Annotated in this window: 19 protein-coding genes; 15 read left to right on the forward strand and 4 right to left on the reverse strand. The window is 45.4% G+C overall.

The genetic code is table 11. The features are described from left to right. Nucleotides 1-84: 84 nt before the first annotated feature. Complete coding sequence (locus tag DMO16_RS19595) at nucleotides 85-1,482, reverse strand: sigma-54 interaction domain-containing protein (RefSeq protein WP_129479606.1); 1,398 nt, start codon at nucleotides 1,480-1,482, stop codon at nucleotides 85-87. A gap of 217 nt (nucleotides 1,483-1,699) precedes the next feature. Between DMO16_RS19595 and DMO16_RS19600 the strand changes: the two genes are divergently transcribed. Together DMO16_RS19600 and DMO16_RS19605 are read left to right on the forward strand one after the other, a co-directional pair. Continuing rightward, on the forward strand, nucleotides 1,700-2,449 hold the full coding sequence (locus DMO16_RS19600) for a Cof-type HAD-IIB family hydrolase (RefSeq protein WP_129479608.1): 750 nt from the start codon (nucleotides 1,700-1,702) through the stop codon (nucleotides 2,447-2,449). Nucleotides 2,450-2,919: 470 nt separating this feature from the next. Next, nucleotides 2,920-5,967: an efflux RND transporter permease subunit gene (locus DMO16_RS19605; protein ID WP_129479610.1), complete on the forward strand. Its 3,048-nt coding sequence runs from the start codon at nucleotides 2,920-2,922 to the stop codon at nucleotides 5,965-5,967. A 34-nt stretch (nucleotides 5,968-6,001) separates the two neighbouring features. On the opposite strand, the gene DMO16_RS19610 is transcribed toward DMO16_RS19605, so the two are convergent. The 3 genes from DMO16_RS19610 to DMO16_RS19620 all read right to left on the reverse strand — a co-directional run bounded on the left by DMO16_RS19610 (nucleotide 6,002) and on the right by DMO16_RS19620 (nucleotide 7,755). Then, entirely contained in the window at nucleotides 6,002-6,730 is a 729-nt protein-coding gene (locus DMO16_RS19610) for a Bax inhibitor-1/YccA family protein (protein ID WP_129479612.1), read from the reverse strand. Nucleotides 6,731-6,793: 63 nt separating this feature from the next. Continuing rightward, complete coding sequence (locus tag DMO16_RS19615; protein WP_061975169.1) at nucleotides 6,794-6,982, reverse strand: hypothetical protein; 189 nt, start codon at nucleotides 6,980-6,982, stop codon at nucleotides 6,794-6,796. Nucleotides 6,983-7,089: 107 nt separating this feature from the next. Then, nucleotides 7,090-7,755: a GntR family transcriptional regulator gene (locus tag DMO16_RS19620; RefSeq protein WP_129479614.1), complete on the reverse strand. Its 666-nt coding sequence runs from the start codon at nucleotides 7,753-7,755 to the stop codon at nucleotides 7,090-7,092. A gap of 195 nt (nucleotides 7,756-7,950) precedes the next feature. On the opposite strand from DMO16_RS19620, the gene DMO16_RS19625 reads away from it, so the two are divergent. The 13 genes from DMO16_RS19625 (at nucleotide 7,951) to DMO16_RS19685 (ending at nucleotide 24,412) form a co-directional block, all read left to right on the forward strand. Next, on the forward strand, nucleotides 7,951-9,150 hold the full coding sequence (locus DMO16_RS19625) for a CaiB/BaiF CoA transferase family protein (RefSeq protein ID WP_241840605.1): 1,200 nt from the start codon (nucleotides 7,951-7,953) through the stop codon (nucleotides 9,148-9,150). A gap of 30 nt (nucleotides 9,151-9,180) precedes the next feature. After that, on the forward strand, nucleotides 9,181-10,098 hold the full coding sequence (locus tag DMO16_RS19630) for a hydroxymethylglutaryl-CoA lyase (protein ID WP_061975164.1): 918 nt from the start codon (nucleotides 9,181-9,183) through the stop codon (nucleotides 10,096-10,098). A gap of 58 nt (nucleotides 10,099-10,156) precedes the next feature. Then, complete coding sequence (locus tag DMO16_RS19635; RefSeq protein WP_061975163.1) at nucleotides 10,157-11,455, forward strand: CitMHS family transporter; 1,299 nt, start codon at nucleotides 10,157-10,159, stop codon at nucleotides 11,453-11,455. Between the two features lie 24 nt (nucleotides 11,456-11,479). Next, a complete protein-coding gene (locus tag DMO16_RS19640) occupies nucleotides 11,480-12,637 on the forward strand; it encodes a CaiB/BaiF CoA transferase family protein (RefSeq protein ID WP_129479618.1) in 1,158 nt (385 codons plus the stop codon). A 10-nt stretch (nucleotides 12,638-12,647) separates the two neighbouring features. Beyond that, nucleotides 12,648-13,511, forward strand: coding sequence for an HpcH/HpaI aldolase/citrate lyase family protein (locus DMO16_RS19645; protein ID WP_129479620.1), 864 nt, complete (start codon nucleotides 12,648-12,650; stop codon nucleotides 13,509-13,511). A 37-nt stretch (nucleotides 13,512-13,548) separates the two neighbouring features. After that, nucleotides 13,549-14,886, forward strand: a complete 1,338-nt coding sequence (locus DMO16_RS19650) for an acyclic terpene utilization AtuA family protein (protein ID WP_129479622.1) — start codon at nucleotides 13,549-13,551, stop codon at nucleotides 14,884-14,886. A 2-nt stretch (nucleotides 14,887-14,888) separates the two neighbouring features. Beyond that, complete coding sequence (locus tag DMO16_RS19655) at nucleotides 14,889-15,200, forward strand: AtuA-related protein (RefSeq protein WP_061975156.1); 312 nt, start codon at nucleotides 14,889-14,891, stop codon at nucleotides 15,198-15,200. A gap of 188 nt (nucleotides 15,201-15,388) precedes the next feature. Continuing rightward, on the forward strand, nucleotides 15,389-16,687 hold the full coding sequence (locus tag DMO16_RS19660) for an extracellular solute-binding protein (protein ID WP_129479624.1): 1,299 nt from the start codon (nucleotides 15,389-15,391) through the stop codon (nucleotides 16,685-16,687). Between the two features lie 60 nt (nucleotides 16,688-16,747). Further along, nucleotides 16,748-17,623, forward strand: a complete 876-nt coding sequence (locus DMO16_RS19665; RefSeq protein WP_061975152.1) for a carbohydrate ABC transporter permease — start codon at nucleotides 16,748-16,750, stop codon at nucleotides 17,621-17,623. Nucleotide 17,624: 1 nt separating this feature from the next. After that, complete coding sequence (locus tag DMO16_RS19670; RefSeq protein ID WP_241840606.1) at nucleotides 17,625-18,509, forward strand: carbohydrate ABC transporter permease; 885 nt, start codon at nucleotides 17,625-17,627, stop codon at nucleotides 18,507-18,509. A 36-nt stretch (nucleotides 18,510-18,545) separates the two neighbouring features. Further along, nucleotides 18,546-20,339, forward strand: a complete 1,794-nt coding sequence (locus DMO16_RS19675; protein ID WP_061975148.1) for a cache domain-containing sensor histidine kinase — start codon at nucleotides 18,546-18,548, stop codon at nucleotides 20,337-20,339. Beyond that, complete coding sequence (locus DMO16_RS19680) at nucleotides 20,281-21,858, forward strand: response regulator transcription factor (protein ID WP_206738139.1); 1,578 nt, start codon at nucleotides 20,281-20,283, stop codon at nucleotides 21,856-21,858. Before DMO16_RS19675 ends, DMO16_RS19680 begins: the two co-directional genes overlap by 59 nt. A 1-nt stretch (nucleotide 21,859) precedes the next feature. Further along, entirely contained in the window at nucleotides 21,860-24,412 is a 2,553-nt protein-coding gene (locus DMO16_RS19685; protein ID WP_129479628.1) for a beta-mannosidase, read from the forward strand.

Raw genomic sequence — 24,412 nt, forward strand, 5'->3', positions numbered from 1 at the left:
TGTGCCAAACGGTTTGACGGGCATCCTCCTATGGTTTGATTCATAAATGAATTAAACACGATGAAATGTCGATTCACTTATGAATTATCGATTCAATATTGAATTAATGCCATATTTTTTTAGCCGCCTGAACACAGTCGGCTGGCTTAACCCCAAATATTCTGCCATTTCATACGTAGACTTGCAGTTTCGGCTTGCCCGAAGGAGCCAGCTTTTTTCCACAGCTTCCAGTGCTTCCTGGAGGGAGGATGGTGGAGTATCAACTTCCGGAACATGCTCTATTTTCTTTTTTTGCACAAAAGGAAGATATTCCGGCAGAATCATTTTTTGTTCAAGGGTAACGACAAGACGTTCCATTAGATTCTCGAGCTCTCGTACATTACCGGGCCAGTCATGCTGCCAAAACGCCTTCAGTGTTGAAGGATGGATGGTCTTATCACTGCCATACTTTTCGTTAAATACCCTTAAAAAGGTTTCGGTCAGCTGATGAATGTCTTCTTTTCTTTCCCTGAGAGGGGGAAGGCTGATTGGGACGACATTCAGCCGGTAGTAGAGATCATCACGAAAGGTGCCGGCTTTTACCATTTCCTCAAGGTTTCGGTTGGTCGCAGCCACGAGGCGGAAATTAACGGTACGGGTTTTCGTGCTGCCCATTCGTGTAATTTTCTTCTCCTGAAGAACTTTAAGAAGCTTCACCTGGATGGAAAGAGGAAGCTCACCCACTTCATCCAAAAACAGCGTTCCCTGATCCGCAAGTTCAATCAATCCCACTTTCCCTTTTGCACTAGCACCGGTAAAAGCACCCGGCTCGTAGCCAAACATTTCCGACTCAAAAAGACTTTGCGGAATGGCTCCACAGTTCACTTCAATCATCGGTTTCTCCCGACGGTCACTTCCGCTGTGAAGCGCTTTGGCAAACACGGTTTTACCAACCCCCGACTCACCCTGTAATACCACCGTTGCTTCACTTCGGGCCACCTTATTGACGAGCTCCCAAACTGTCTGCATCGGGCGGCTGTTGATGATGACATCCGTCGGTACGGATCCCCTGACACGAAGCTGCTCAATTTCCGATTCGTAGCGCATCATTTTCTGCTGCAGCTGTTCATATTGTTCCTTCAGGTCTTCCATTTCCGTCATATCATGCGAAAAGCTGATGACCCGGATGATTTCCTTATCTTCATTAAAAAGGGGAATACCGCGTGTCATGATGACTTTCCCAGTCCCCGTTTTTTGCATAAATGTAATTGGTGCTTTCTGCTGAAGCACACTGAGCGTAACCGAAGGACTGAAGATTTTCTTCTGCTCTAGCTCTTTAACGGACGCGCCAACAAGCTTCTCGGATGAAATCCCGTACATCTCCTTGCTGTTTTTGACTGCCCGCAAAATGATGCCTTCGCTGTCGGTTACGATGATGTTTTCGCCGGATTCGTTGATAATTCCCTCGATTTCCATCTCCAGCAGTATTAGTTGTTCATCCATGGCTACAACTCCCTGATTTATTGAAACATTATTCTGATTATTAATTAGGATAACACAGCTTCTCTTGAAAAGGAGTAGGAGGATTTCGGTTTCCAGTACTTCACAAAAATCATTTTTTTCAAGAACCCATCATAGAGTGTAAAGCGTCTAGCAAAAGAAAAAGAGGACAAACTATGCTAATCTGATGGTAGAGTAAATTGAAGAAAGGAATGTTTTGATGGGAGTGGAACTGGAACAAAAAGAGATTAAGCTGATTGCCCTGGATATGGATGGAACGTTATTGAATGATGAAATGGAAATTTCACCAAAAAACCGGCTGGCGATCAGGGAGGCACAGGAAAAAGGTGTACATGTGGTGCTCAGTACGGGACGATCACTCCTTACATGCCGTGATTATGCAAAATCGCTTGAGCTAAAATCGTATCTGATTACGGTAAACGGCAGTGAAATCTATGATGGAGAGGGAAACCTGGTTGAGCGGAATTCGCTTCATAACGATGAAATTGCAAAACTGATCGAGATGACGAAGAAGCATTCGGCCAAGTTTTGGGCGGTTTCCACCGATAAGGTTTGGCGCGAGAACTTTCCGGAAAATGCGGCCGAAATGGAATGGCTGAAATTTGGTTTTAATATTGCCGATGATGAAGTCCGCAAACTGGTACTGGAGGAGCTGGCCCTTAATAAGGAGCTTGAGATCAGCAACTCCAGCCTGACCAACATCGAGATCAACGCGGTCGGCGTTACAAAGGCAAAAGCGCTCAACCGTGTTTGCAATGAACTCGGTATCACGATGGATAATGTGATGGCGATGGGCGATAGTCTGAATGATATCCTCATGATCACAGAGGCGGGCATTGGTGTAGCCATGGGCAATGCGCAGGATACAGTAAAAGAAGCAGCCGACTGGATCACAGGAACCAACGTGGAAGACGGCGTAGCGCAAGCGATCCGAAAATGGGCGTTATAAGGGAGAAAGAAAGAGGGACCATCCGGAATGAATCCGGATGGTTTTTTTTGCGTTTGATAGGGGAGGACGGGGTAGCGATTCGACAAACCTGCCCGGAAATTTCGCAAAGTTGCCCGGGAAATGCTGAAACTTGCCCGAAAACCCCGTAAACCGGCCCGCAAATTCCCTAACCAACCACTCCCCAACAAAAATAAGCCTCAAGGCGTAGCTGAAATACAGCCGCAGTACATTTCTGGAGAATCTTCCGGGCCGTATGATAGGAATATGAAAATTTTAAAGATATTTACAAATTCTGGTTTATAATTTCTGAGATTGTAAGTATACTGGGTTGTGAGGCTTTGGGTGCTAGGTATAAAGGACTCAACAGCTGACCTTTGCCTCACATACATAGGAGGGGGAGTTGAAAAACAAGACGTTTCTTTTCAACAAGAGATACACTCGGTGAAATGAAGATGGGGAGTGGGAAATGTATGCAGTCTATTACAAATTGGGCTTTTCGCAATAAAGCTCCGGTCACGTTGTTTGTGATCATTGCGCTTATCATTGGAGCGGTAAGTTATTTTCGTTTGCCGATGGAATTTCTTCCTGAAGCAGATAATCCGCAAGTGAGCGTGGTTACGATCGGGCACGGATATGATGCCGGATCGATGACAGAAAAAGTGACCGAGCCGGTAGAGCAGGCAGTATCCGGTGTAAAAGGAAAGTCATCCGTTCTGTCAACAACGGGTGATGGATATTCGCAAATTACCATTAATTTTGATTCAAAAACCGATATGAAGGAAGCAAAGCGGGAAGTGCAGGATGCGGTCAGCTCGTTAAAATTCCCTGAAACCGTCGGGAAACCGCAGGTATCACAGCTGAATACGTCCATGATTCCTGTAGGGCAAGTCTCCTTTACGTTTGCTGACGGCCTGAACAAAGAAAATATGGAAAAAGCGAAAAATCAGCTGCTTCCGCTTTTCGACAGCAAGAAAAGCATTTCACAGGCCAGCATTTTTGGAGAAAATACTTCCCGTGTGGAAGTAAAGCTGGACACAAAGAAACTGAAAGAAAAAAACATCCCGGTCAATAGTGTAATGAGCGTCCTGCAAGGACAGAATGCCTCTGTAACGGCAGGCGGTGCCACTATTGACGGCAAAAAAAGCACGATTAATGTAACGAATAACCTGACTTCCGTACGTGCGTTGGGAAAATTAATTATACCGGTTCAGGCTGCCGATCCGAAGGCACCGCCGGTCCGTTTGAAGGACGTAGCAACCGTTAAGCAAAGTAAAATGGAAGATACCGTACTGCGCATTAACAGGAAAGAAAGCCTGGCGATCACGGTATTTAAGGAAAACAGCGCCAGTGCCGTAACAGCGGGCAATGATGTCAATGATACGGTCAGCAAAATCAATAAGGAGTACCCTGGGGTAAAAGCGAAAACCATTTTTACAACAGGTGAAATGGTGGAAAACTCAGTAAACAGCATGATGAAGGAAGTGCTGCTTGGGGCATTGTTTGCCACGATCGTTATCCTTGTGTTCCTGAGAAGAGTAAAGCCTACTCTGGTAACGATTGTATCCATTCCGCTATCGCTTGCGATTACACTGCTTCTTCTCTGGCTGTCCGGCGTTACATTAAACATCCTGACGCTTGGCGGTGTGGCGGTAGCCGTTGGCCGCCTGGTGGATGACAGTATCGTTGTGGTAGAAAATATTTTCAGACGAAGCCAGGGCAAAGCCTTTACAAAAGAAAATGTACTGGCGGCGACAGGAGAAGTTACGCGTGCGATTACGTCTTCCACATTGATCACCGTTGCCGTGTTCCTGCCGATGGGTCTGGTCAACGGCTCACTGAAGGCGTTTTTATTACCGTTCGGATTGACCGTCACCTATTCCTTGCTGGCGTCCCTTTTAGTAGCGTTAACAGTCGTTCCGCTGATGAGCCAGGGCATGCTGAAAAATATGAAGCTTCCGGCACACGGGGAGCCGAAGCGATATTTGAACCTGTTAAAATGGTCATTGAACCATAAGTATGTACCGATTATTGTAGCTGTTGGTGTGCTGGTCGGCGCAGTCGGCATGTATGTCTCCCTGCCAAAGGGTGAGGTAAATGCTGAAGATGCCAGTATGGTAGCTGTGAATATGGAGTTTCCATCCAATACCCCGACAGATGAAATCAAGGATCGAATGAAAACCTTTGAAAGCAAGCTTGCCGACCTGAAAGGCTACAAGTATTTGCTGACGCAATATGGAGTCAGTGAAGACGAAGCGAAATATGGCAGCGTGAGTTCATCGGATGTCGTGAAATATACGGCCATCATGAAGGAAGACGCGAATGCGGACGATTTCATCAAAGAAGTGAACAAAGCGAAAAAAGAGGAAAGCGGAGTAACAATTACCGCCTCACCGGGAACCATGTTTGGCTCCGGCACGGGGACCTCTGAAATTACGTACGACATCCAGGGGAATGACAAAAATGAACTGGAAAGCACATCCAAAGAGCTGATGAATGGAATCAAGGATGTGAAAGGGGTCAAGAAGGTTTCAAGCAACCAGGATAAAACCGCCCCTGTTTATACGGTTAAAGTTGATACAGAAAAAATGAACACCGAGCAGGCCGCGCATCAGATTGCTTCCCTCATTCAGCCAATGCCAATTGGAACCATCACGCTCGATGATAAAACCACACCGGTTCTGCTGGATGCAGGAATCAACCCGTCGAAGGCTTCGGATCTTGATGACCTTTCTGTTCAGACAGCACAAGGCATTCAGCCGCTGTCCAAAGTGGCGGAGATTACGATAGAAAACAAGCCAAGCACAGAGCTGCATAAGGATGGAAAGCCATACATCCGCATTTCCGCGGAAGTAAAGCCTGATAACCTTTCTGCTGTGGCTGCTGCCATCGACAAGAAAGTCAAAAAGCTAGATCTTCCAAAAGGCATGAACCTTGAAAAAGGTGGTGCGGCAGAACAGCAATCCAGTGATTTTGCGGACCTTGGAACGACAATGCTTGCGTCTATCCTGATCGTTTATCTGATCATGGTTATCACGTTTAAAACGTTCCGGGCACCGCTTGCGATCCTGATGACTCTTCCACTTGCCTCCATTGGTGCGGTTCTTGGTCTCTTGGTCTCGGGTGTTCCGGCAGATCCAACCGCACTGATTGGCGGACTTATGCTGATTGGAATTGTGATTACGAATGCGATCGTGCTGATCGACCGCGTGAAGCAGAACGAGGAAAAGATGATCATCCGAGATGCCATCATCGAAGCGTGCGGCACGCGTCTCCGCCCGGTTGTTATGACAGCTGTTGCCACGATTTTTGCGATGCTTCCGCTCCTCTTCTCCCACACGGAAGACGGCAGCCTCGTATCCAAATCGCTCGCTGTAGTTGTAATCGGCGGACTGACGGGTGCAACGGTCCTCACCCTTGTTATCGTTCCTGTTTTCTATGAACTGCTTCACTTCAGAAAATCCAAGCGCCAGCGTGTTGAAGCTGCACAGGATACCGTTCCGTTAACTAAAAATGCATAACAGAAAAGCCAGTACCCTTTGGGGCACTGGCTTTTTATCTTCGTATTTTGGACAGCAGCCGGAGAATTTCAACATAGAGCCAGACGAGGGTAATCATTAAACCAAAGCCTGCGTACCATTCCATATATTTGGGGGCTCTCCGGTTCACACCGCGTTCGATAAAATCAAAATCCAGGACAAGATTAAGAGCTGCTACACCGACGATCACGAGGCTGATCAGAATACCAAGCCAGCCCGTTTCATGAAGATAGGGAACCTGAAGACCAAAGAAGCGGAGCACCAGATCCACCAGATAGACAATGAAGATACCGAGTGTGGCGGAAAGGACACCGATCCTGAAATTTCTGGTGGCCTTGATCCAGCCCAGCTTGTAGACAATTAAAAGGGCAAAAAGCACACTGAACGTGAGCACTACCGCCTGCGTGGCAATCCCTGAATACTTGTCTTCATACATAGCACTGATGCTGCCGAGGGCCAGTCCTTCCAATAAAGCATAAAGCGGGGCCGAAAAGGGAGCCGCCCTGGGAACGAATATCGTAAAAAGGGATACGATCAGAGAACCGATCACTCCAACAAGAAGCAACCCGTGAATCTCCTTTCCGTCGTAATACAGATTCCAGGTATAAAAGGCTGTCGCACAAATGAGCACAAGAAGGATGAATGTTTTGTTCACCGTTCCCTGCAGTGTCATCGGGCGGTTAAGTCCCTGATTTTTTAGATTCGTAAACGTTGAATCTTTTAAACTAGGATTGGCGCTCCTCATGGATACCCTCCTTTTTGTCCATCATACTAAAACGTATGCGGGAGTTCCAACTTCATGTTAGAACTACCGGTAAATATTGGCCACGATCACAAGAATCACAGCAACAATAATAAAACCAAAGCCCATACCGGTCGCTTTCGCCCGGTAATAAAGAATGCCGGCATAGATCAATACAGCCGCAGCACAGATGGCGAACAAGGGAAGATGAGGGAGGACATACCGGTCAAAGGAGTTGTAACCTGCTAAACTCAAAAAAACCGCCTCTTTTCTAAAGTATTGGTTCATTTAGCATACAATAATTCTTCAAAAAAAGGTAACTGCAGTCGTTGCAGTTACCCTTTTTATCCCATTGTCAATTGTCAGCTGTTGGAAATGGCACCTAATGCACTTTGAATGGTTTTAAAGCTTTTTTCAATATGTGTCTTCATTTCATTTTCAGCTTTTTGTGCATTATGGTCTTTAATGGCAAGATAAATCCGTTCGTGATCATCAACAAAATCAGAAAAGTTTTTGAAATGGTTTTTTAAGACATTGTTTCGAATATAGAGTGTCTTTGTTTTGATGACATCACATAACTGAATCAGCTGTTGATTGTGGGAAGCAATATCTATTAAATCGTGAAATTCCTGGTTTAAATTAGTGAGAGTCTGAGTATTGTTTTCATTCACTGCTTTTATTGATTCTTTCAGGACGATGCCGAGCCGTCTTAATTGGTCATCTGTTATATGAGAAGTGGCCAGTTTAACTGCTAAAGATTCAAGGCTTTTTCTGCATTCGTATACGTCAACAATATCCTGCACCGTTGGGTTATAAACTGAAATGACGTTGTTGTTTCGTGTTAACAGCCCGTCTTTTAGCAGCATTTGAAAGGCTTCCCTTACAGTTCCCCTGCTGACTCCAAGCTGTACAGCAACTTTTGTTTCTACTAAACGTTCCCCGGGAGCAAAGTCACGTTCCATGATCATCGTTTTTAAAATGGCATAAACCTGGCTGTGAAGCAGCTCTGTTTTCTGAATTTCCCTCAAATTCAAGACCTCCTAGACTACTATTTCAACCGTTAATCACTATTTACTACTTCAGTTTACAATAACTAGATCGGTTGATAAACAATTACTAATTACGGTAAGAAAAAATGTAAACGGTTGACCGTTGACAAGATGAAGCTGAATAGCTATTATTATAACTATTCAGAAAATTTAATCAACTAAAGTTACTTTAAATTGAAACGAGGTGTTGAAGTGGCAGAGATTAAAGAGGGACCCTTAAAGGGGCTTAAAGTACTGGAATTGGGAAGTTTGATTGCCGGTCCATTTGCCGGCAGATTACTGGCCGACTTTGGAGCAGAGGTTATAAAAGTGGAACCGCCTGAAAAGGGCGATCCGATAAGAAAATGGAGAATGCTACATGAAGATACATCTCTATGGTGGTATGTACAATCAAGGAATAAGAAAAGTGTATCGTTAGACCTGCGCTCAACAGATGGACAGGAAATCATTAAAGGCTTGGTAAAAGAAGTGGACATCATTATTGAAAATTTTAAGCCAGGCACGCTGGAAAAATGGAATATTGGCTACGAGGATTTGAAGGAGTTGAACCCTGGCCTCATCATGATTCGTGTTTCAGGTTATGGACAGGACGGCCCGTACCGAAATAAGCCTGGTTTCGGAAGCATAGGAGAAGCCATGGGAGGAATTCGATATCTGACAGGCTATCCCGACCGGCCGCCCACAAGGGTCGGAATCAGTTTGGGTGATTCTGTAAGCGCTTTATACGCTGTAATAGGAGCATTGATGGCTGTATACCACAGAAATATTACAGGAGAAGGCCAGTATGTGGATGTTGCGCTTTATGAAGCCGTTTACAGCCTGATGGAAAGCGCGATTCCAGAGTATGATCAGTACGGCGTCATCCGGGAAAGGACGGGAAGCACACTACCGGGCATTACCCCGTCTAACACCTATATGTGCAAAGACGGTAAGTATATTGTGATCGGTGCAAACGGTGATGGAATCTTCAAAAGGCTGATGGATGCCATTGGACGTGAAGATATGCGTGATCAGCCACAGTATGCTACGAATTTTGACCGGGCGCAGCATGCTGACTATTTGGATAAAGTAATTGGAGGATGGACCATTCAGCATGAGTTAGAGGATGCCTTAAAGATTCTTGATGAACACCACATCCCTGCAGGCTCGATTTATAACGTGGAAGATATGTTCAAGGATCCCCATTTTAATGCGCGGGAGATGATTTGTGAAATGGATGTTGAAGGATTAGGAAAACTGAAAGTGCCGGGTATTGTTCCGAAAATGAGCAAAACTCCAGGACGAATTAACTGGGCAGGGCCCAAACTTGGAGAACACACGGAAGAAGTGTTAAAAAAATTGGAGATTGCCAAACAACCAATGAATTCAAAGTAAATTCAGTTGCGGAAGCGGAGGAGATAAAAGGTGATTAACCTGCCTAAATCAGTGGACATACTCGAATCAGGCCCGAGGGATGGTATACAAAACGAAAAAACATTTATTCCGACAGCAAAGAAGCTGGAGCTTATTCATGCTTTGTCTGAAACCGGGCTTAAAAGAATAGAAGCAACATCCTTTGTCTCTCCTAAACATGTACCTCAAATGGCAGACGCCACAGAGGTCTATCAAAACATGATGAAGAAAAATGACATTCAATATTTGGCTCTTATTCCTAATCTAAGAGGTTTTGAGCTGGCAAAAAAGGCTGGCGTAAGGGAAGTGGCTTTGGTAGCTGGAGCGAGCGAGACATTTAATAGGAACAACGTCAGAATGTCCGTTAAAGAATCTTTGCGGCAGCTTTCGATTGTTATTGAAACAGCAAAGGAAGAGGGGATGTTTGTGCGTTTTAGTATTGCCACCTCTTTTTACTGTCCATATGAGGGCCTTGTGTCACAGGAAACTGTATTAGCCATGGTAAAAGAACTGGAAGAAATGCAAGTTAATGAAATTGTCTTGTGTGATACGATTGGCCGTGCAAATCCGAAGCAGGTTTATGAACTTTTTTCCAGGGTCCTGGATCAAGGACCTACAGCAACCATAACCGGTCATCTTCATGATACATACGGGTTATCAAAGGCAAATTCCCTGGCAGCCCTTCATGCTGGCATCTCCTCGTTTGATACAGCTATTGGCGGGTTGGGAGGATGTCCATTTGCTCCTGGAGCTGCCGGCAATGATTCCACGGAGGATTTTGTCTTTATGCTTCATGAAATGGGAATCCAAACAGGCGTTCATTTTGAAAAATTGATGGACTGTGTAAAATTGGTCAAATCAATGACAAAGCGTTCATTGACGGGTCATTTACAGCAGATCGTAAATAAAGGACATGAACAGACGGTTTAATAAATCGGTCAAAATAAAATGTAATCGCTTTCTGTTTTCAAAATAAGGAGGTTTAGGTATGGCTATTTTAGGCTTTTTAATGATTGCGACGTTTCTTTACCTTGTAATGACCAAAAAGGTGTCTGTTTTAATCGCCTTCGCCCTCGTCCCCATTGTATTTGGCTTGATTGGCGGTTTCAGGCTTGAAATGGGAGAAATGATGCTCGAAGGCGTTCAGAAAGTAACGCCTACTGGAATTATGATTGGATTTTCTATCCTGTACTTTGGATTAATGATTGACCGGGGGCTATTTGACCCCATGATCGCAAAATTAATTAAACTTACCAAAGGAGATCCTCTCAAAATTGTAATGGCCACGGCGGTTATCACTTTAATTGTGGCACTGGATGGAGATGGTTCTGCCACATTTATGATCACGATTACTGCATTGCTTCCAATTTATAAGAAGCTTGGGATGAACCCTCTAATTTTAGCCAGTACGGTTGCACTTGGGGCAGGAGTGATGAACATCATTCCATGGGGTGGACCTCTTGCTAGAGCCATGGTTTCCCTTGATGCTTCGTCATCACAATTGTTTAATCCCATCATCATTCCGATGCTTTCGGGCATGATCTGGGTCGTATTTGTTTCTTATGTTCTTGGAAAGAAAGAGCGCAAACGGCTGGGCATTGTACAGTGGTCCGGGAGAGGTGCAGCTGAAGAGACAGCTGCTTCGTTGGAAGCCCCGTCAGCGGTTCTTCCCAAAATGTTCTGGTTTAATTTCATTCTTACAGCAGTATTGGTCACTGTACTCATTATGGACATTATGCCTGTCCCCGTGTTGTTTATCCTTGCATTCGCTCTTGCCTTAATCGTTAATTTTCCGGATGTCAAAAAACAAAATGAGCAAATTGCAGCTCATGCTAAAAGTATGGTTATGGTTTGTTTTACCATATTTGCAGCCGGGATCTTTACAGGAGTTCTTTCTGGAACCAAAATGCTGGATTCAATGGCCGTGTCTTTTGTATCTTTGATCCCGGATTGGATGGGCCCGCATTTGCCGGCACTAATCGCTGTGATCAGTATGCCGTTGAGTTTGGTTTTTTCTCCTGATGCCTTTTATTATGGTGTTCTTCCTATTGTGAGTAAATCGGCAGCTTCTTTCGGCATCGATCCTTTGGAAATAGGAAGGGCAGCCCTTTTAGGCAACGCGACAACCGGTTTCCCGTTAAGTCCAATGAACCCCTCCATTTTTGTACTTCTCGGTTTATGCAAGGTGGAACTGGGTGATCTTCAAAAAAGTATTTTCTTATGGGCATTTGGAACCACCATCGTTATGACTGCAGTGGCGCTTATTACCGGTGCCATCTCTCTGTAAAGAATAAGAAAAGGAGGAATACAAATGCTGCCGCTGGAAGGAATTACAGTTGTTTCTCTTGAACAGGCGGTTGCCGCACCTTTTGCGTCCAGGCAGTTGGCTGATCTCGGGGCAAGGGTGATTAAAGTAGAAAGGCCGGGGACCGGAGATTTTGCCCGTCAGTATGACCGGACGGTAAAAGGTCTTTCCAGTCATTTTGTCTGGCTTAACCGGTCAAAGGAATCGATTGCTTTAGATTTACAAACTTCAGAGGGCAGGGATATTCTGGACAAACTACTCTCGGAGGCGGATGTTTTTATTCAGAACCTGAAGCCGGGAGCTGTCGACCGGCTGGGGTTCAGTGCCAGTGTGCTGAAGGAAAAATATCCTCATCTGATTATCTGCGGCATCTCCGGATATGGGTCTGATGGACCTTATAAAGATAAAAAAGCATATGATCTTTTAATTCAATGTGAAACAGGTGTCGTTTCGATAACCGGTACCGACGAAACACCCTCCAAATCAGGGATATCCATTGCCGACATTGCAGCCGGTATGTACGCCTACTCGGGAATATTAACGGCCCTGCTCTCTCGTTTCAGGACTGGCAAGGGAACCATACTTGAGGTTTCCATGCTCGAGGCACTGGGGGAATGGATGGGGTATCCTCTTTATTATTCAGAGTATGGGGAACGTGAACCTCAACGAACAGGTGCAAGCCATGCCACGATTTTTCCTTATGGGCCTTTTCAGACAGGAGATGGAAAATTGATCTTCCTGGCGGTTCAAAATGAACGGGAATGGGCAAAGTTTTGTGATTTTGTACTGGAGGATCAGGATTTAAAAAACAACGAGAACTTCCATAGCAATGCAAAACGGCTGTCGAACAAAACAGAGCTGCAAAAGCTGATCTCTGATGTATTTCACATGCTCACTTCGGAAGAAATCGTAACGAGGCTGGAAAAAGCTGAAATAGCGAATGCTTATTTAAATACCATTAAACAATTTATTGAGCACCCTCAATTAGCTTTTCGAGACCGCTGGAAAGAGATAGGTTCACCAGCAGGACCGCTGAAAGCTCTTATTCCGCCAGTTACTTTTGCTGATATGAAGCCAGTTATGGGTCCCATTCCAGCTGTCGGGGAACATACAGATTCCATTTTAAGAGAATTTGGTATGGCAGTTGAAATGGGAAAAAGGTGAGGTGAAGTAAATGGAACGATCCTATTCATGGATGTTTGTTCCAGGATCGGATGAAAAGAAGTTAATGAAGGCAATCTCGCTGGATGCAGATGTTCTTATATACGATTTGGAGGATGCTGTCTCTCCACATGAAAAAACAGCGGCTCGAACCCATGTAAAAAGAACGATTGAGCATGCCGACCGAATGAATTATGTAAGGATTAACAGCTTTGATTCTGCTTTTTTTCAGGAAGATGTTATTGATATGATACACAATAACCTTACCGGGATTGTACTGCCGAAAGCAGAAAACATAAAACAAATTGCACGGCTGGACAGAATGATCAGTGAGTTGGAAGAGGAACGAAAGATTGCTACTGGAAAAATCAAAATTGTTCCTATCATTGAAACCGGCTGCGGTCTGTACAATGCATTTAAAATTGCTACAGCCAGCCGGCGAATCGAGCGCCTTGCATTTGGTTCCATGGATTTTGCATTGGATATTGGTGCCCATTTATCCAAGGAAGGAACGGAATTGCTTTATGCGCGTTCACAACTGGTTGTTGTATCACGAGCAGCTGGTGTGAAGGCGCCGATTGATACGGTTTTTCCTGATATAAAAGATCCCGATGGCTTTATAACTGAGACCAGGGCCAGCAAAGACTTGGGTTTTCAAGGAAAGCTGCTAATACATCCCTCCCAAATTGAGCTTCTCAGCCAAGTCTATGCACCGACAGAAGCAGAAATTGCTCATGCCAAACGGTTGATTCAAGCGTTTGAAAGTTCTGTTACAAAGGGAGAGGGGGTGCTGCAGCTGGATGGTAAAATGGTCGACTTGCCCATTGTGGACAAAGCAAAAAAAATGCTGGCTGCAGTTGAAACTCAATCCAGATAGTCAACTTAAACATGTTGCCAGGTGAGGAGAAAAAAGCATGAAAGCAATACGGATAGGCGGGGGTGCAGGCTATGCCGGCGACCGCATTGAGCCTGCACTGGATTTAATGGAAAAGGGGAATCTTGACTATATCATTTTTGAATGCCTGGCTGAACGGACCATTGCACTGGCCCAAAAAGAAAAACAAAAAAATCCTTCCAAAGGGTACAACCCGCTTTTGGAATATAGAATGGAAAAGGTGCTTCCGTTATATATTTCAAAGGATTGCAGAGTCATCACCAATATGGGAGCCGCAAACCCGGTTGGTGCTGCCAGAGCAGTCAAAGAAATGGCCTTGAAGCTGGGTCTTCGGAATCTGAAAATAGCTGCGGTTACAGGAGATGATGTTTTTTTAAACATAGAGCAGTACCTGGATTCAACCATAATGGAAACAGGAATGCCATTAAGGGAACGTTACCCTGACATTATTTCTGCCAATGCTTATATAGGAGCAGAGGGGATCGTCAGGGCTTTAAAGGAAGGTGCCCATATTATTATTACGGGGAGAGCATCCGATCCTTCATTGACTGTCGCCCCGCTGGTCCATGAATTTGGCTGGGAATGGACCGACTATGAACGTTTGGGACAAGCTACGGCAGCCGGTCATCTCCTTGAATGCGGAGCGCAAGTCACAGGAGGCTATTTTGCTGAACCTGGCTATAAAGATGTACCTGAACTTTGGAATGCAGGTTTCCCAATTTCAGAATTCCATGAGAATGGTGATTTTACAGTAAGCAAGCTTGATGAAGCAGGAGGGCTGATTTCAACAGCTACAGTAAAAGAACAACTGCTTTACGAAATTCATGATCCCGAAAGTTATTTAACACCAGATGTTGTTGCAGATTTCTCCCAAGCAACAGTTGAAGAAATTAGTGCAAACAACGTAATCGTAAAAGGAATTTCAGGTAAAAGAAAGAGCGGCTACTATAAAACAAGTGTAGGCTATGAGGATGGGTACATTGTGGAAGCAGAAATTAGTTATGGCGGTTCAGGATGTATGAACCGTGCAAAGCTCGCGGAGGAAATCGTTAGAAAAAGAATAGCATACACGAACCTTCCTTATAAAGATTTAAAAATAGATTATATTGGAAACTCCTCCTTATATGGAGAGAAGACATCTATAAATCTCATCCCTGAGGTTCGTTTGCGTGTGGCTGCAAGGTGTGAAGAAAGAAAAGAGGCCATGGCAATCGGGCAAGAAGTTGAGGCGTTATATACCAATGGCCCAGCGGGGGGCGGGGGTGTCCGTGTACATGTGGAAGAGGTCATTTCAATAGCTTCCATTCTAATACCAGAGGCGGATGTACGGGTAGATGTTGTATATGAGGAGTTGTAAGGATGAAGTTAAAAGAGCTGGCTCACTCCCGCACCGGGGATAAAGGAAATATTTCAAACGTTTCTTTAATTGTCTATCATTCAGAAGATTACGAGCGTCTCAGGCAAGCCGTTACAGCAGAAAGGGTAAAAGATCATTTCAAAGATATTGTAAAAGGAGAAGTAATTCGTTATGAGCTTCCTAAAATTGGAGCGATGAATTTTGTGATGCAGGAAGCCTTAGGAGGAGGGGTAACCCGGTCCCTTTCACTGGACCGGCATGGAAAAAGCTTAAGTTCTTATTTATTGGAAATGGAAATCAGTTTGGAAAGCTAGAAACGCAAGGTGGATTTAAAGGTGTGATCATAGCCTTTAAGTCCATCTTTTATTTTTGGAAAAATCAAAAATAACAGAAAACGAGTGAAAAATTAGGATGCTATCTTAATTTTTTCGGATTATCAAGGGTTTTGAAACCGTTTACAATTAAACTATCGTTTAAACAATTGATTGAGGGGGCGTAAAAGATGAGTAAACGGTTGAGAGCAAGAGCGCTTTTGGTTGTCTCAGCATTGATGCTGGTTCTGATGTCGGCCTGTTCGGGTAATGGCGAAAAGGCTTCGGGCAAAGGAAGCGGGGATAAGATTGAACTGACGTTTTGGAACATATGGACGGATCCTTCCCCACAAAATAAGGCGAGCCTAAAGGCCGTTAAGAAGTTTGAGAAGGAACATCCAAATATTGTGATCAAGCAGCAAAACATTCCTCATGACCAGTTTAAGGTCAAGGTGAAAACGCAAGCGGCTGGCCAGCAGCTGCCGGATCTGGTGCAGGTATGGCCGGGGGCTGAGCTGACACCGCTCGTAAACGGCAAGCTGATTCAGCCGCTCAACAGCATATTGAGCCATTGGGACGGCCTGATCAAGAAAAACCAGCTCACCGATTACAACGTGGACGGAAAGCAGTATGCACTGCCGGCGAACGTAACGCCAACGAGCCTTGTTTACTATAACAAAAAGATGCTTGCCAAAGCAGGGTATAAGGAATTTCCAAAAACATATGAAGATTTCAAAACGCTTATCAAAAATCTGAAAAAGCAAAACGTGATTCCAATCACGCTTGGTAATAAAGCGCAATGGGTACTGCAGTCTTCCTACATTTCTATGATTGGTGACCGCATGACAGGAAGCGATTTCCTTCCTGATGTATTAGATGGCAAAAAGAAGTTTACGGATCCGGAGTTCGTCAAAGCAGTCGGGGTAATTAAGGAACTTGCGGATATGAAGGCCTTTAACGATGACTTTAATTCTATTGATAATATCCAGCACAGAGACTTGTTCGTCATGGGTGATGCGGCGATGATGATCGATGGCGCATGGTCACTCGGCCCTGTTCTTGAGGCGATGGACGATGACAGCAACTTGGGAATTGCCCTTTTCCCTTCCATTGATGGAGGAAAAGGCAACCCTGAGGCCGTTTCTGCTGTCACCGGGACAGGCATTGCCCTCAACAGCAAGCTGAAAGGCGAGAAGCTGAAAGCCGCAAAGGAATTCTTGAAAAGCTTTTACAGCAAAGACTACTATACTGACTTGATGAAAGCAGATATTTTGGTTCCTGCTGATATTGATCCGCCTAAAGGTGTGAGTCCGGCCTTGAAGCAGGTATCTGAACTGACTGGCGACCATATCGCACCGGTTTATGATGCCACTCTTCCGGTGGATGTTACCGATGTGATCAATTCAGGGCTGCAGGAGGTCACGCTTGGTCAGATGACGCCGGAGCAGCTTGCCAAAAAACTGCAGGCAGCGGTGGATAAAGAAAAGTAAAAGGATCAGTTGGAAATCAAGTAAACTTGCTTGATTTCCTCCTTTTTAAGGAGGGATACCATGCATCTGTTAAACCGCTATAAGTGGCCGGCCCTAATTGGCATCGCGCCGGCACTTGTCATCTATCTGTTATTTGCCATCGTTCCTATCATTCTTTCCTTCTATTATTCAGTCATGGATTGGGACGGTTTTACGAAAATGAAGTTTGTGGGGCTGGCAAACTTTAAGGAAGCACTGGATGATCCCGTATTCTGGGGAGCTTTGAAGAATAACCTGCTGGTCGTGGCCGCGTCCGTCTTTGGTCAGGTTCCGCTCGCCTTGTTTTTCGCTTTGCTGATCAACCGCAAGCTGAAATTCGGCAAGGTGTTCAGAACATTGGGCTTCATGCCGGTTGTCATCTCGACCGTCATTATCTCTCTTGTCTGGGGGATGATGTATAACTCGAGAAGGGGACTCTTCAACCAGCTGCTTGAAGGAATCGGTCTTGGCGACTGGGCGCAGAACTGGCTGGGAGATCCGAAATGGGCCATGTTTTCCGTTTGTGTGACGATCATCTGGCAGTTTATCGGGCTGTATTTGATTATCTTTCTGGCAGCACTCCAAAATATTCCGGAAGAAATTTATGAAGCGGCCAAAATTGATGGAGCGTCCGGCCTTAAACGGACCTTATACATTACGCTGCCCATGATGAGAAACACCATCATGGTGGCCGTTATTCTTTGCATCAGCGGGAGCTTGCGGACCTTCGACCTCATTTATGTGATGACAACGGGAGGGCCTGGCCATACGACGGAAGTGCTGGCGATGTACATGTTTGACCAGACGTTTTCTTCCACAAGATATGGCTATGGAAGCACCCTGTCGCTCTTTATCTTTTTCTTCAGTCTCGCGCTTGTCTACCTGTCTACTCTTATTCTGAGAAAAAGGGGGGATTAAAATGGCTCATGTAATGGCTGAAAAACAGAAGAACATCGAGCTTCGAAAAGAATCAAACAAGGGCAGGCGTTTTTCGAAAAAGGCGCTGATTTATCTTTTGCTAGTGATCTATGGGCTGGTGAACGCCTATCCAATGTTCTGGATGTTTCTGAATTCGTTTAAAAGCAATATCGATTTTGCGAAGAACCCGTTTGGTTTGCCGGTGCAATGGCTGTTTGATAACTATAAAACCGCCTGGGAGACAGCAAAGCTCGGCACCTATTTTTTCAATAGCGTCATTGTTTCCGTGGCAGCGGTGGCGGTAACGATTTTTGCCGGTGCCATCGCGTCCTACTTTCTGGCGCGGTTTGCTTTCAAATGGGGAAAGATGGTGTACGCCTTCTTTGTATTCGGCATGCTGATCCCCATTCATGCCACACTCGTTCCAATGTTTCTGCTCATGAAGTCTTTGGGCCTCTTAAACACACATCTTGGATTAATATTACCGTACATTGCTTTTAACCTGCCCATCACGATCTTTATCCTCGTTAGCTTCATGAAGTCCTTTCCACGGGACATTGAGGAATCGGCAATCATGGATGGGTGCGGTGTTTTCCGGATTTTCTTTTCGATCATCCTTCCAATGACCCGGCCGGCATTGGCTACAGTCATAATCCTGAACTTCATTAACAACTGGAACGAATTTTCCTTTGCGCTTGTGCTGATTAATGATGATTCGTTAAAAACACTTCCGCTTGGGCTGGCTAACTTCGCCGGGCAGTTCACCACCAATTATGGCGCCCAGATGGCAGGCCTTACGATGGCCGTTATCCCAGTAATCATCATTTATTTATTGCTTGAGGACCATCTTGTGAAGGGGATGACAGCCGGTGCGGTAAAAGGCTAAGCTAGTGTTATACGAAGCATAACAGGAGTAGATGCGATGAAACGGCTTCTCTATTTTCCCGACTGGCAGCTGAGGTGGAAGTTCTTATTCATTTTCCTGGCACTGGTGATGATCCCGATGATTGCCTTCAGCTTATTCATTTATTCACAGGCAAACCAGGCCATCCAGCTGCAGGCGATCGACAATACGAAAAGCCATCTGGAGAAGGTGGAAGACAATATGTCAGCTGCCATTCTCAGCATTGAAGATATTTCTTCCTACATGATTTACAGTAATGACTTCCGGACCTTTTTAACAACACCAAGTACCCCGGAGAACCAGATCCGGCTGAAACATCTGGAAGAACGGATCAACGGCTATGCGGTTTTTCATTTGAATTCCAAACCGTATTTGGATTCCATCACGCTTACCGGCCTTCATAACAGCCGGATTCATATCGGCACTCCGCTGGAGAAGAATGAGGAGGGCGTCTGGGAAAGAAAGGCGAAAGCGCTTTATGGCAAAGTATTTTGGAGCGAGGCCTATACGATTACAGATGATTGGGGCCGAAAGAAAAAGGTCGTCAGCTTGTTCAGGGTAATCAATGATATCAACAATGTCACCAGGCCGATCGGCCTGGTGACCATCCGGCTGGATGCCGCCAAGCTGTACCAGATCATTGAAACCGATTCAAAAAGTCTTCAGCAAACCTTTGTGTTGGACCATAATCAAAAAGTTGTCCTTCACCATGATCCATCATTGATTGGCAGAACGTATCCCGATAAGAAGTTTATGAATAAGACGCTGCAGCAAAAAGAACAGGGAGGATCCTTTCTTTACGAAAAAGAATCAGAGCAATACCATGTGGTCACCCAGCCGCTTGAAGGAACAGATTTGGTTCTTGTCGCCATTGTCGACAAGGCGAATGTAGCGGAAGGCTTAAAGAAGATCATGGATTCGATCATCATGATGATGGTGGTCCTTACCTTGTTTGGAATCCTGGCCATGGCGGGTTTTTACCATTTTAATATTAAGCGGATCGTTCGTTTGACGGAGCAGACCCGGCAAGTGGAAAAGGGTGACTTTTCTGCGAATGTCCTGGTCCATTCCCGGGATGAAATCGGATTGCTGGGCTTACGATTTAACAAGATGGTGGAGAGGATTCAGCATTTGATTGAAAAAGAATACAAGATGGAAATCCGCAGCAGGGAAGCGGACCTCAAGCTTCTGCAAAGCCAGATTAATCCTCACTTTCTGTACAACACACTTGATATGATTCGCTGGACAGCCAGGCTTGAGAATGCGATGGACACGAGCAAGCTGATCGAACAGCTTTCCAAAATGTTTCGAATCAGCCTGAACCGGGGCAAGCCCTGGATAACGCTTGAGGCCGAACTGACCTACAGCCAGAGCTATTTGGCACTGCAAAAAAGAAGACTCGGAAAAAAGCTGGAGTTCACGCTGTATTGCGAAGCCGGAATTATGGAAGCTCAGGTGCTTAAACAGTTGATCCAGCCACTTATTGAAAACAGCCTTCAGCATGGATTTGAGAATATGCGTAAAATCCGGAAAATCTATATCCGCTGTTTTCAGGAAGAAAACAGGCTGGTCATTGATGTGATGGATAACGGCAAAGGATTTTCTCCTGAAGAGGCGGCATCCGCCATGAGAGGAGGCTTTGCCCTTCAAAATATTCTGGACCGGTTAACTAGCGCTTATGGGGAACGGGGAGCGCTGGAAATCCGGAAGAAAGAATCCGGGGGAGCATGGGTCAGGCTTGTTTTTCCTTTTGATGCCGAAAAAAGTGAAGGTGATGGCTATGACGCTGAGAGTGTTGATTGTGGACGATGAACCCATCATTGTGCAGGGACTGAAGGAAACCGTGCCATGGGGCCAAATCAACGCAAAAGTCGTTGGAGAAGCTTATGACGGTGAAGAAGCGATTGAAATTCTGCAGGAAACTGAAGTGGATGTTATTTTATCGGATGTGAAGATGCCAGTCATGGATGGATTGAAGCTGAGAGAATGGGTATATAAGAATGCCCCTGGAATAGAGACGGTAATGGTCAGCGGCTATGATGAGTTTGAATACGCTCAGCGGGCCCTCCGGCTCGGTGTAAAGGATTATTTGCTGAAACCGGTGGACATTGAAGAATTAATGGTTCTTGTCCAAAAAATATCAAATGAAAGACGGCATGACCTTGAAAAAGAGTGCAGACAGCATCTGCAGCGGCTGCTGACGGACACGGTCCTCGATCACGAAATGGATGGGGAAGACCGCCGTGTTACGTGTCTGGAAGGAAAGCATTTGCTTTTACTGGGCAGTGAGATGCAGCAGTATCATGAAAAAACAGAGAACCTCAATCCAGAGCAGGAACAAGAATTGAAACAGAGGTGGAAAGCAGCGCTGGAAAACGAGTTGAACTCACAGGATATGATCAGTGCCTCTTTTTTCAGTGACCAAAATCGGCTGATTACCCTTTGCCTTACAGAAAATGACGATAAGGAAAAGGAGCATTTCCTCCGGGTGCAAAAGGGTTTGGAAAAGAAGGCGGGGATCAGCTGCTTCTTGTGCATGATTGCTGTCGAGGTAAGTCAGGATCTGAAAAGTGGCTATCAGGAATTACTGCACGGCCTGGATGGGTATCCGTTTCAGCCCGAACCGGTTTATTGGTCATCGGAGGTGAAGGATTCTTCCTGTTCTTTTTCATGTGAAGAAGAAGTGAGGCAGGTGTTTCAGCTGGAAGCAGATGATACGGCCGAAGCGGCAGAACAGCTTTTTCTGAAGTTCTCCGACTGCCGGTATACGGCTGGCGCGATTTGTATGGCCATTTCATCTGTCGAACACAGCCTTTTGGAATGGTGTCCAAAGGCTGTTCGCTTCGAGTTTTTAATGGGAGTGAACCCGACCGTATACAACTCTTACAATCAGCTGAAGAACCTGTTTTTAAAGGATCTGTCATCTTATTTCTCGTTTCAGCAGAGCGCAGCCCATAAAGGATCACGCTGGCTGATTAAGAAAGCGGTTTCTTATATTCAAAAGCATTATGCCGAGGACCTGAAGGCAGGTGAAGTAGCGGGCATTATCCATGTTTCGCCAAATCACTTCAGTCAGCTGATCAAGCAGGAAACGGGAAAACATTTTAATGACTTTTTACACGAGGTCCGGCTGGAACAGGCGAAGAAATTGTTAAAGGAAACCTCTTGCCGCGTTTTTGAAATTGCGGAGAGAGTAGGATACCGCGAATACAAATACTTCGTTCATATCTTCAAGAAAAGTACGACACTTACGCCAACCCAATACCGGAATCTGGCTCACGCCCATGGCGGGCACGAAAGAAATCCATATGAAGAAAGGGAGAGAATGTGAAATGAAGCTATCAGGCGAATGGAAGCTGAAGTGGTTTGAGCCGGGGAAGGTGCCTTCTCTGGAAATAGCAGCTCCATCCTATATCGATCATTTTTGGATGGGGGCGTCTGTCCCGGGAGACGTTCACTCCGAGCTTTTGAAGAAAAGGCTCATTGAAGATCCATTTGTAGGACACAACGACCTGGCCAGCAGCTGGGTGGAAGAAAAGGAATGGTGGTACCGCACCACATTTCTGTGGGAGGATGAATGCCTGGATGAGGAATATCTGCATCTGATTTTCGAAGGACTTGATACGTATGCGACCATTTTTCTTAACGGAAAAGAAATCGGAATCACGGAAAACATGCTGGTGGAGCATACCTTTGAGGTTACCCGGCAGGTTCAACAGGGTAAAAATGTGATCGCCGTTAAATTCGATCCCATCGCCATCCACATGAAAAACAAGGAAAAGGATTATTGGTGCAGTTATGGAAAGGAACGTATCTGGACACGCAAGGCTGCAATGAATTTTGGATGGGACTGGGGTCCGCGCCTCGTGACTGCGGGAATTTGGAAGGATGTTTCCTTAAAAAAATACACAAAAGCCCATCTTGAAGGAGTACACGCAAAAACGGTGAAAGTTGAAGAGGATAAGGCGCTGATCGAGGTGGAAGCTGACATTAAACAGTCGTTTAAAAACAAAGAAACGCTGTCCCTGTCGGTCGAACTCCGGTCCGGAACAGAAGTGGTCACCTCAGAAACAGATGTGCTCTACCGTAATGGCAGAACCACAATGGAGGTGCCTCAGCCGAAGCTATGGTGGACGCACGACCTTGGCGACCCATACCTGTATCAATTAAGAATAGAACTGAAGGATGAAAGCGGAGCGGTCCTTGATGTTCATGAACAGAGCTTTGGCATCCGCGAAATTAAGGTGGAACTAACCCATGAAAACGGAGAAAACCTGTTTGCTTTCAATTTGAACGGTGTCAGGATTTTTGCCAAGGGGGCGAACTGGATTCCTGTTCACAGCTTTATCGGCAGTGCAGAAGACAGCAGATATACGAAGCTTCTGGAACTGGCCAAGGACGCTCATATGAATATGATGCGTGTCTGGGGCGGCGGCATCTATGAAAAGGATATCTTTTACAAAGAATGTGACCGGTTAGGACTGCTTGTTTGGCAGGACTTCATGTTTGCCAACGCCCTTTATCCTGATTACAACCGGAATTTTATGCTCAATGTGAAGGACGAAATCACGAAGGTCATAAAAAGGCTGAGGAATTACTCATGTCTGGCGATCTGGTGCGGCAATAACGAGATCGACTGGATTTATGACCGCAAGCATTCGGACGGCGAGATTACCACACCATTTTACGGAGAGCGCATATATCATGAAGTGATTCCAGAGCTGCTCACAGAGCTCGATCCTGGCAGGCTGTATTGGCCAAGCTCCCCCTTTGGAAGTTCGGGAGAAAGCGACCTCGATGATGAAACGGTGGGTGACCGCCATAACTGGGTGGTTTGGCACGGAAATGTCGAGCCAAGAAAAAAAGGAGAGCCGGTCATTCAGGACATTTCGCTTGAAGGGGTTTCTTTTAAACAGTACAAAAAGGATTATACCCTCTTTTCGAGCGAGTTTGGCATGCATGCGTCTTCCAACTCTCATACCTTGTCCAAATACATTCCAGAAGGCGAGTTTTATTGGAAAAGTGCAGAGATGTCCTACCGGAACAAAGATCATTTTCATGAAAAAGGGATTCTTCTTATGGAAGGGTTCACCGGAGTGCCGGATACCATTGAAGAGTATATGAACTATTCGATGCTGACCCAGGCAGAAGGGCTGAAGTACGGAATTGAACACTACAGGCGCCGCAAGCCGTACACCAGCGGTGCGCTCATCTGGCAGCTTAACGATTGCTGGCCGGGCACCAGCTGGTCCATGGTCGATTATGAACTCCTGCCAAAAGCGTCCTATTATTATGCCAAAAGGTTCTTTGCCCCTGTTCTTGTTACGCTTGACCATGATCCCGGCAGCGACATTGAACTCACGGTGATCAATGATCAGCTGCAGCCGGTGAACGACTCGGTGACGCTGGAAGTTCTTGATTTTAATGGAGAAACCGTATTTTCGCGGAAACTGGATTTTGAATCGGAAGGAAACAGTGTTTTATCCCTTTTCAAATTTACAGAGGAGGAAATCCTTCAGGGGAAAAACGCGGGTGAAGTGATTGTTTGCCTTTCTTCAAGAAATGGAGCGTTTCCGGAAAATAGATACTATTTGCGGGATTTCAAGGAGATGAACTATCCGGAGGCACACCTGGAAATTGAAGAAAGCAGAGAGCAGAATACCATCACTGTCAGGGCGGACAAGCTCGCCCGTTTTGTAAAAATCGATGTTGATCAGGAAGAGGTGCTTTGCTCGGATAACTTCTTTGATCTGCTGCCTGGTGAGGAAAAAAACATTCGGATACATTCTTTAAAAGGGCATGAGTTCAATTTAGAATCTCTGAGGGTCTCTGCCATTAATGCGGACTCAATGAAAGCAACAGAAACAGAAGCCATACAACTTTAA

Source organism: Fictibacillus sp. S7, assembly GCF_004127935.1.
GTDB lineage: Bacteria > Bacillota > Bacilli > Bacillales > Fictibacillaceae > Fictibacillus_C > Fictibacillus_C enclensis.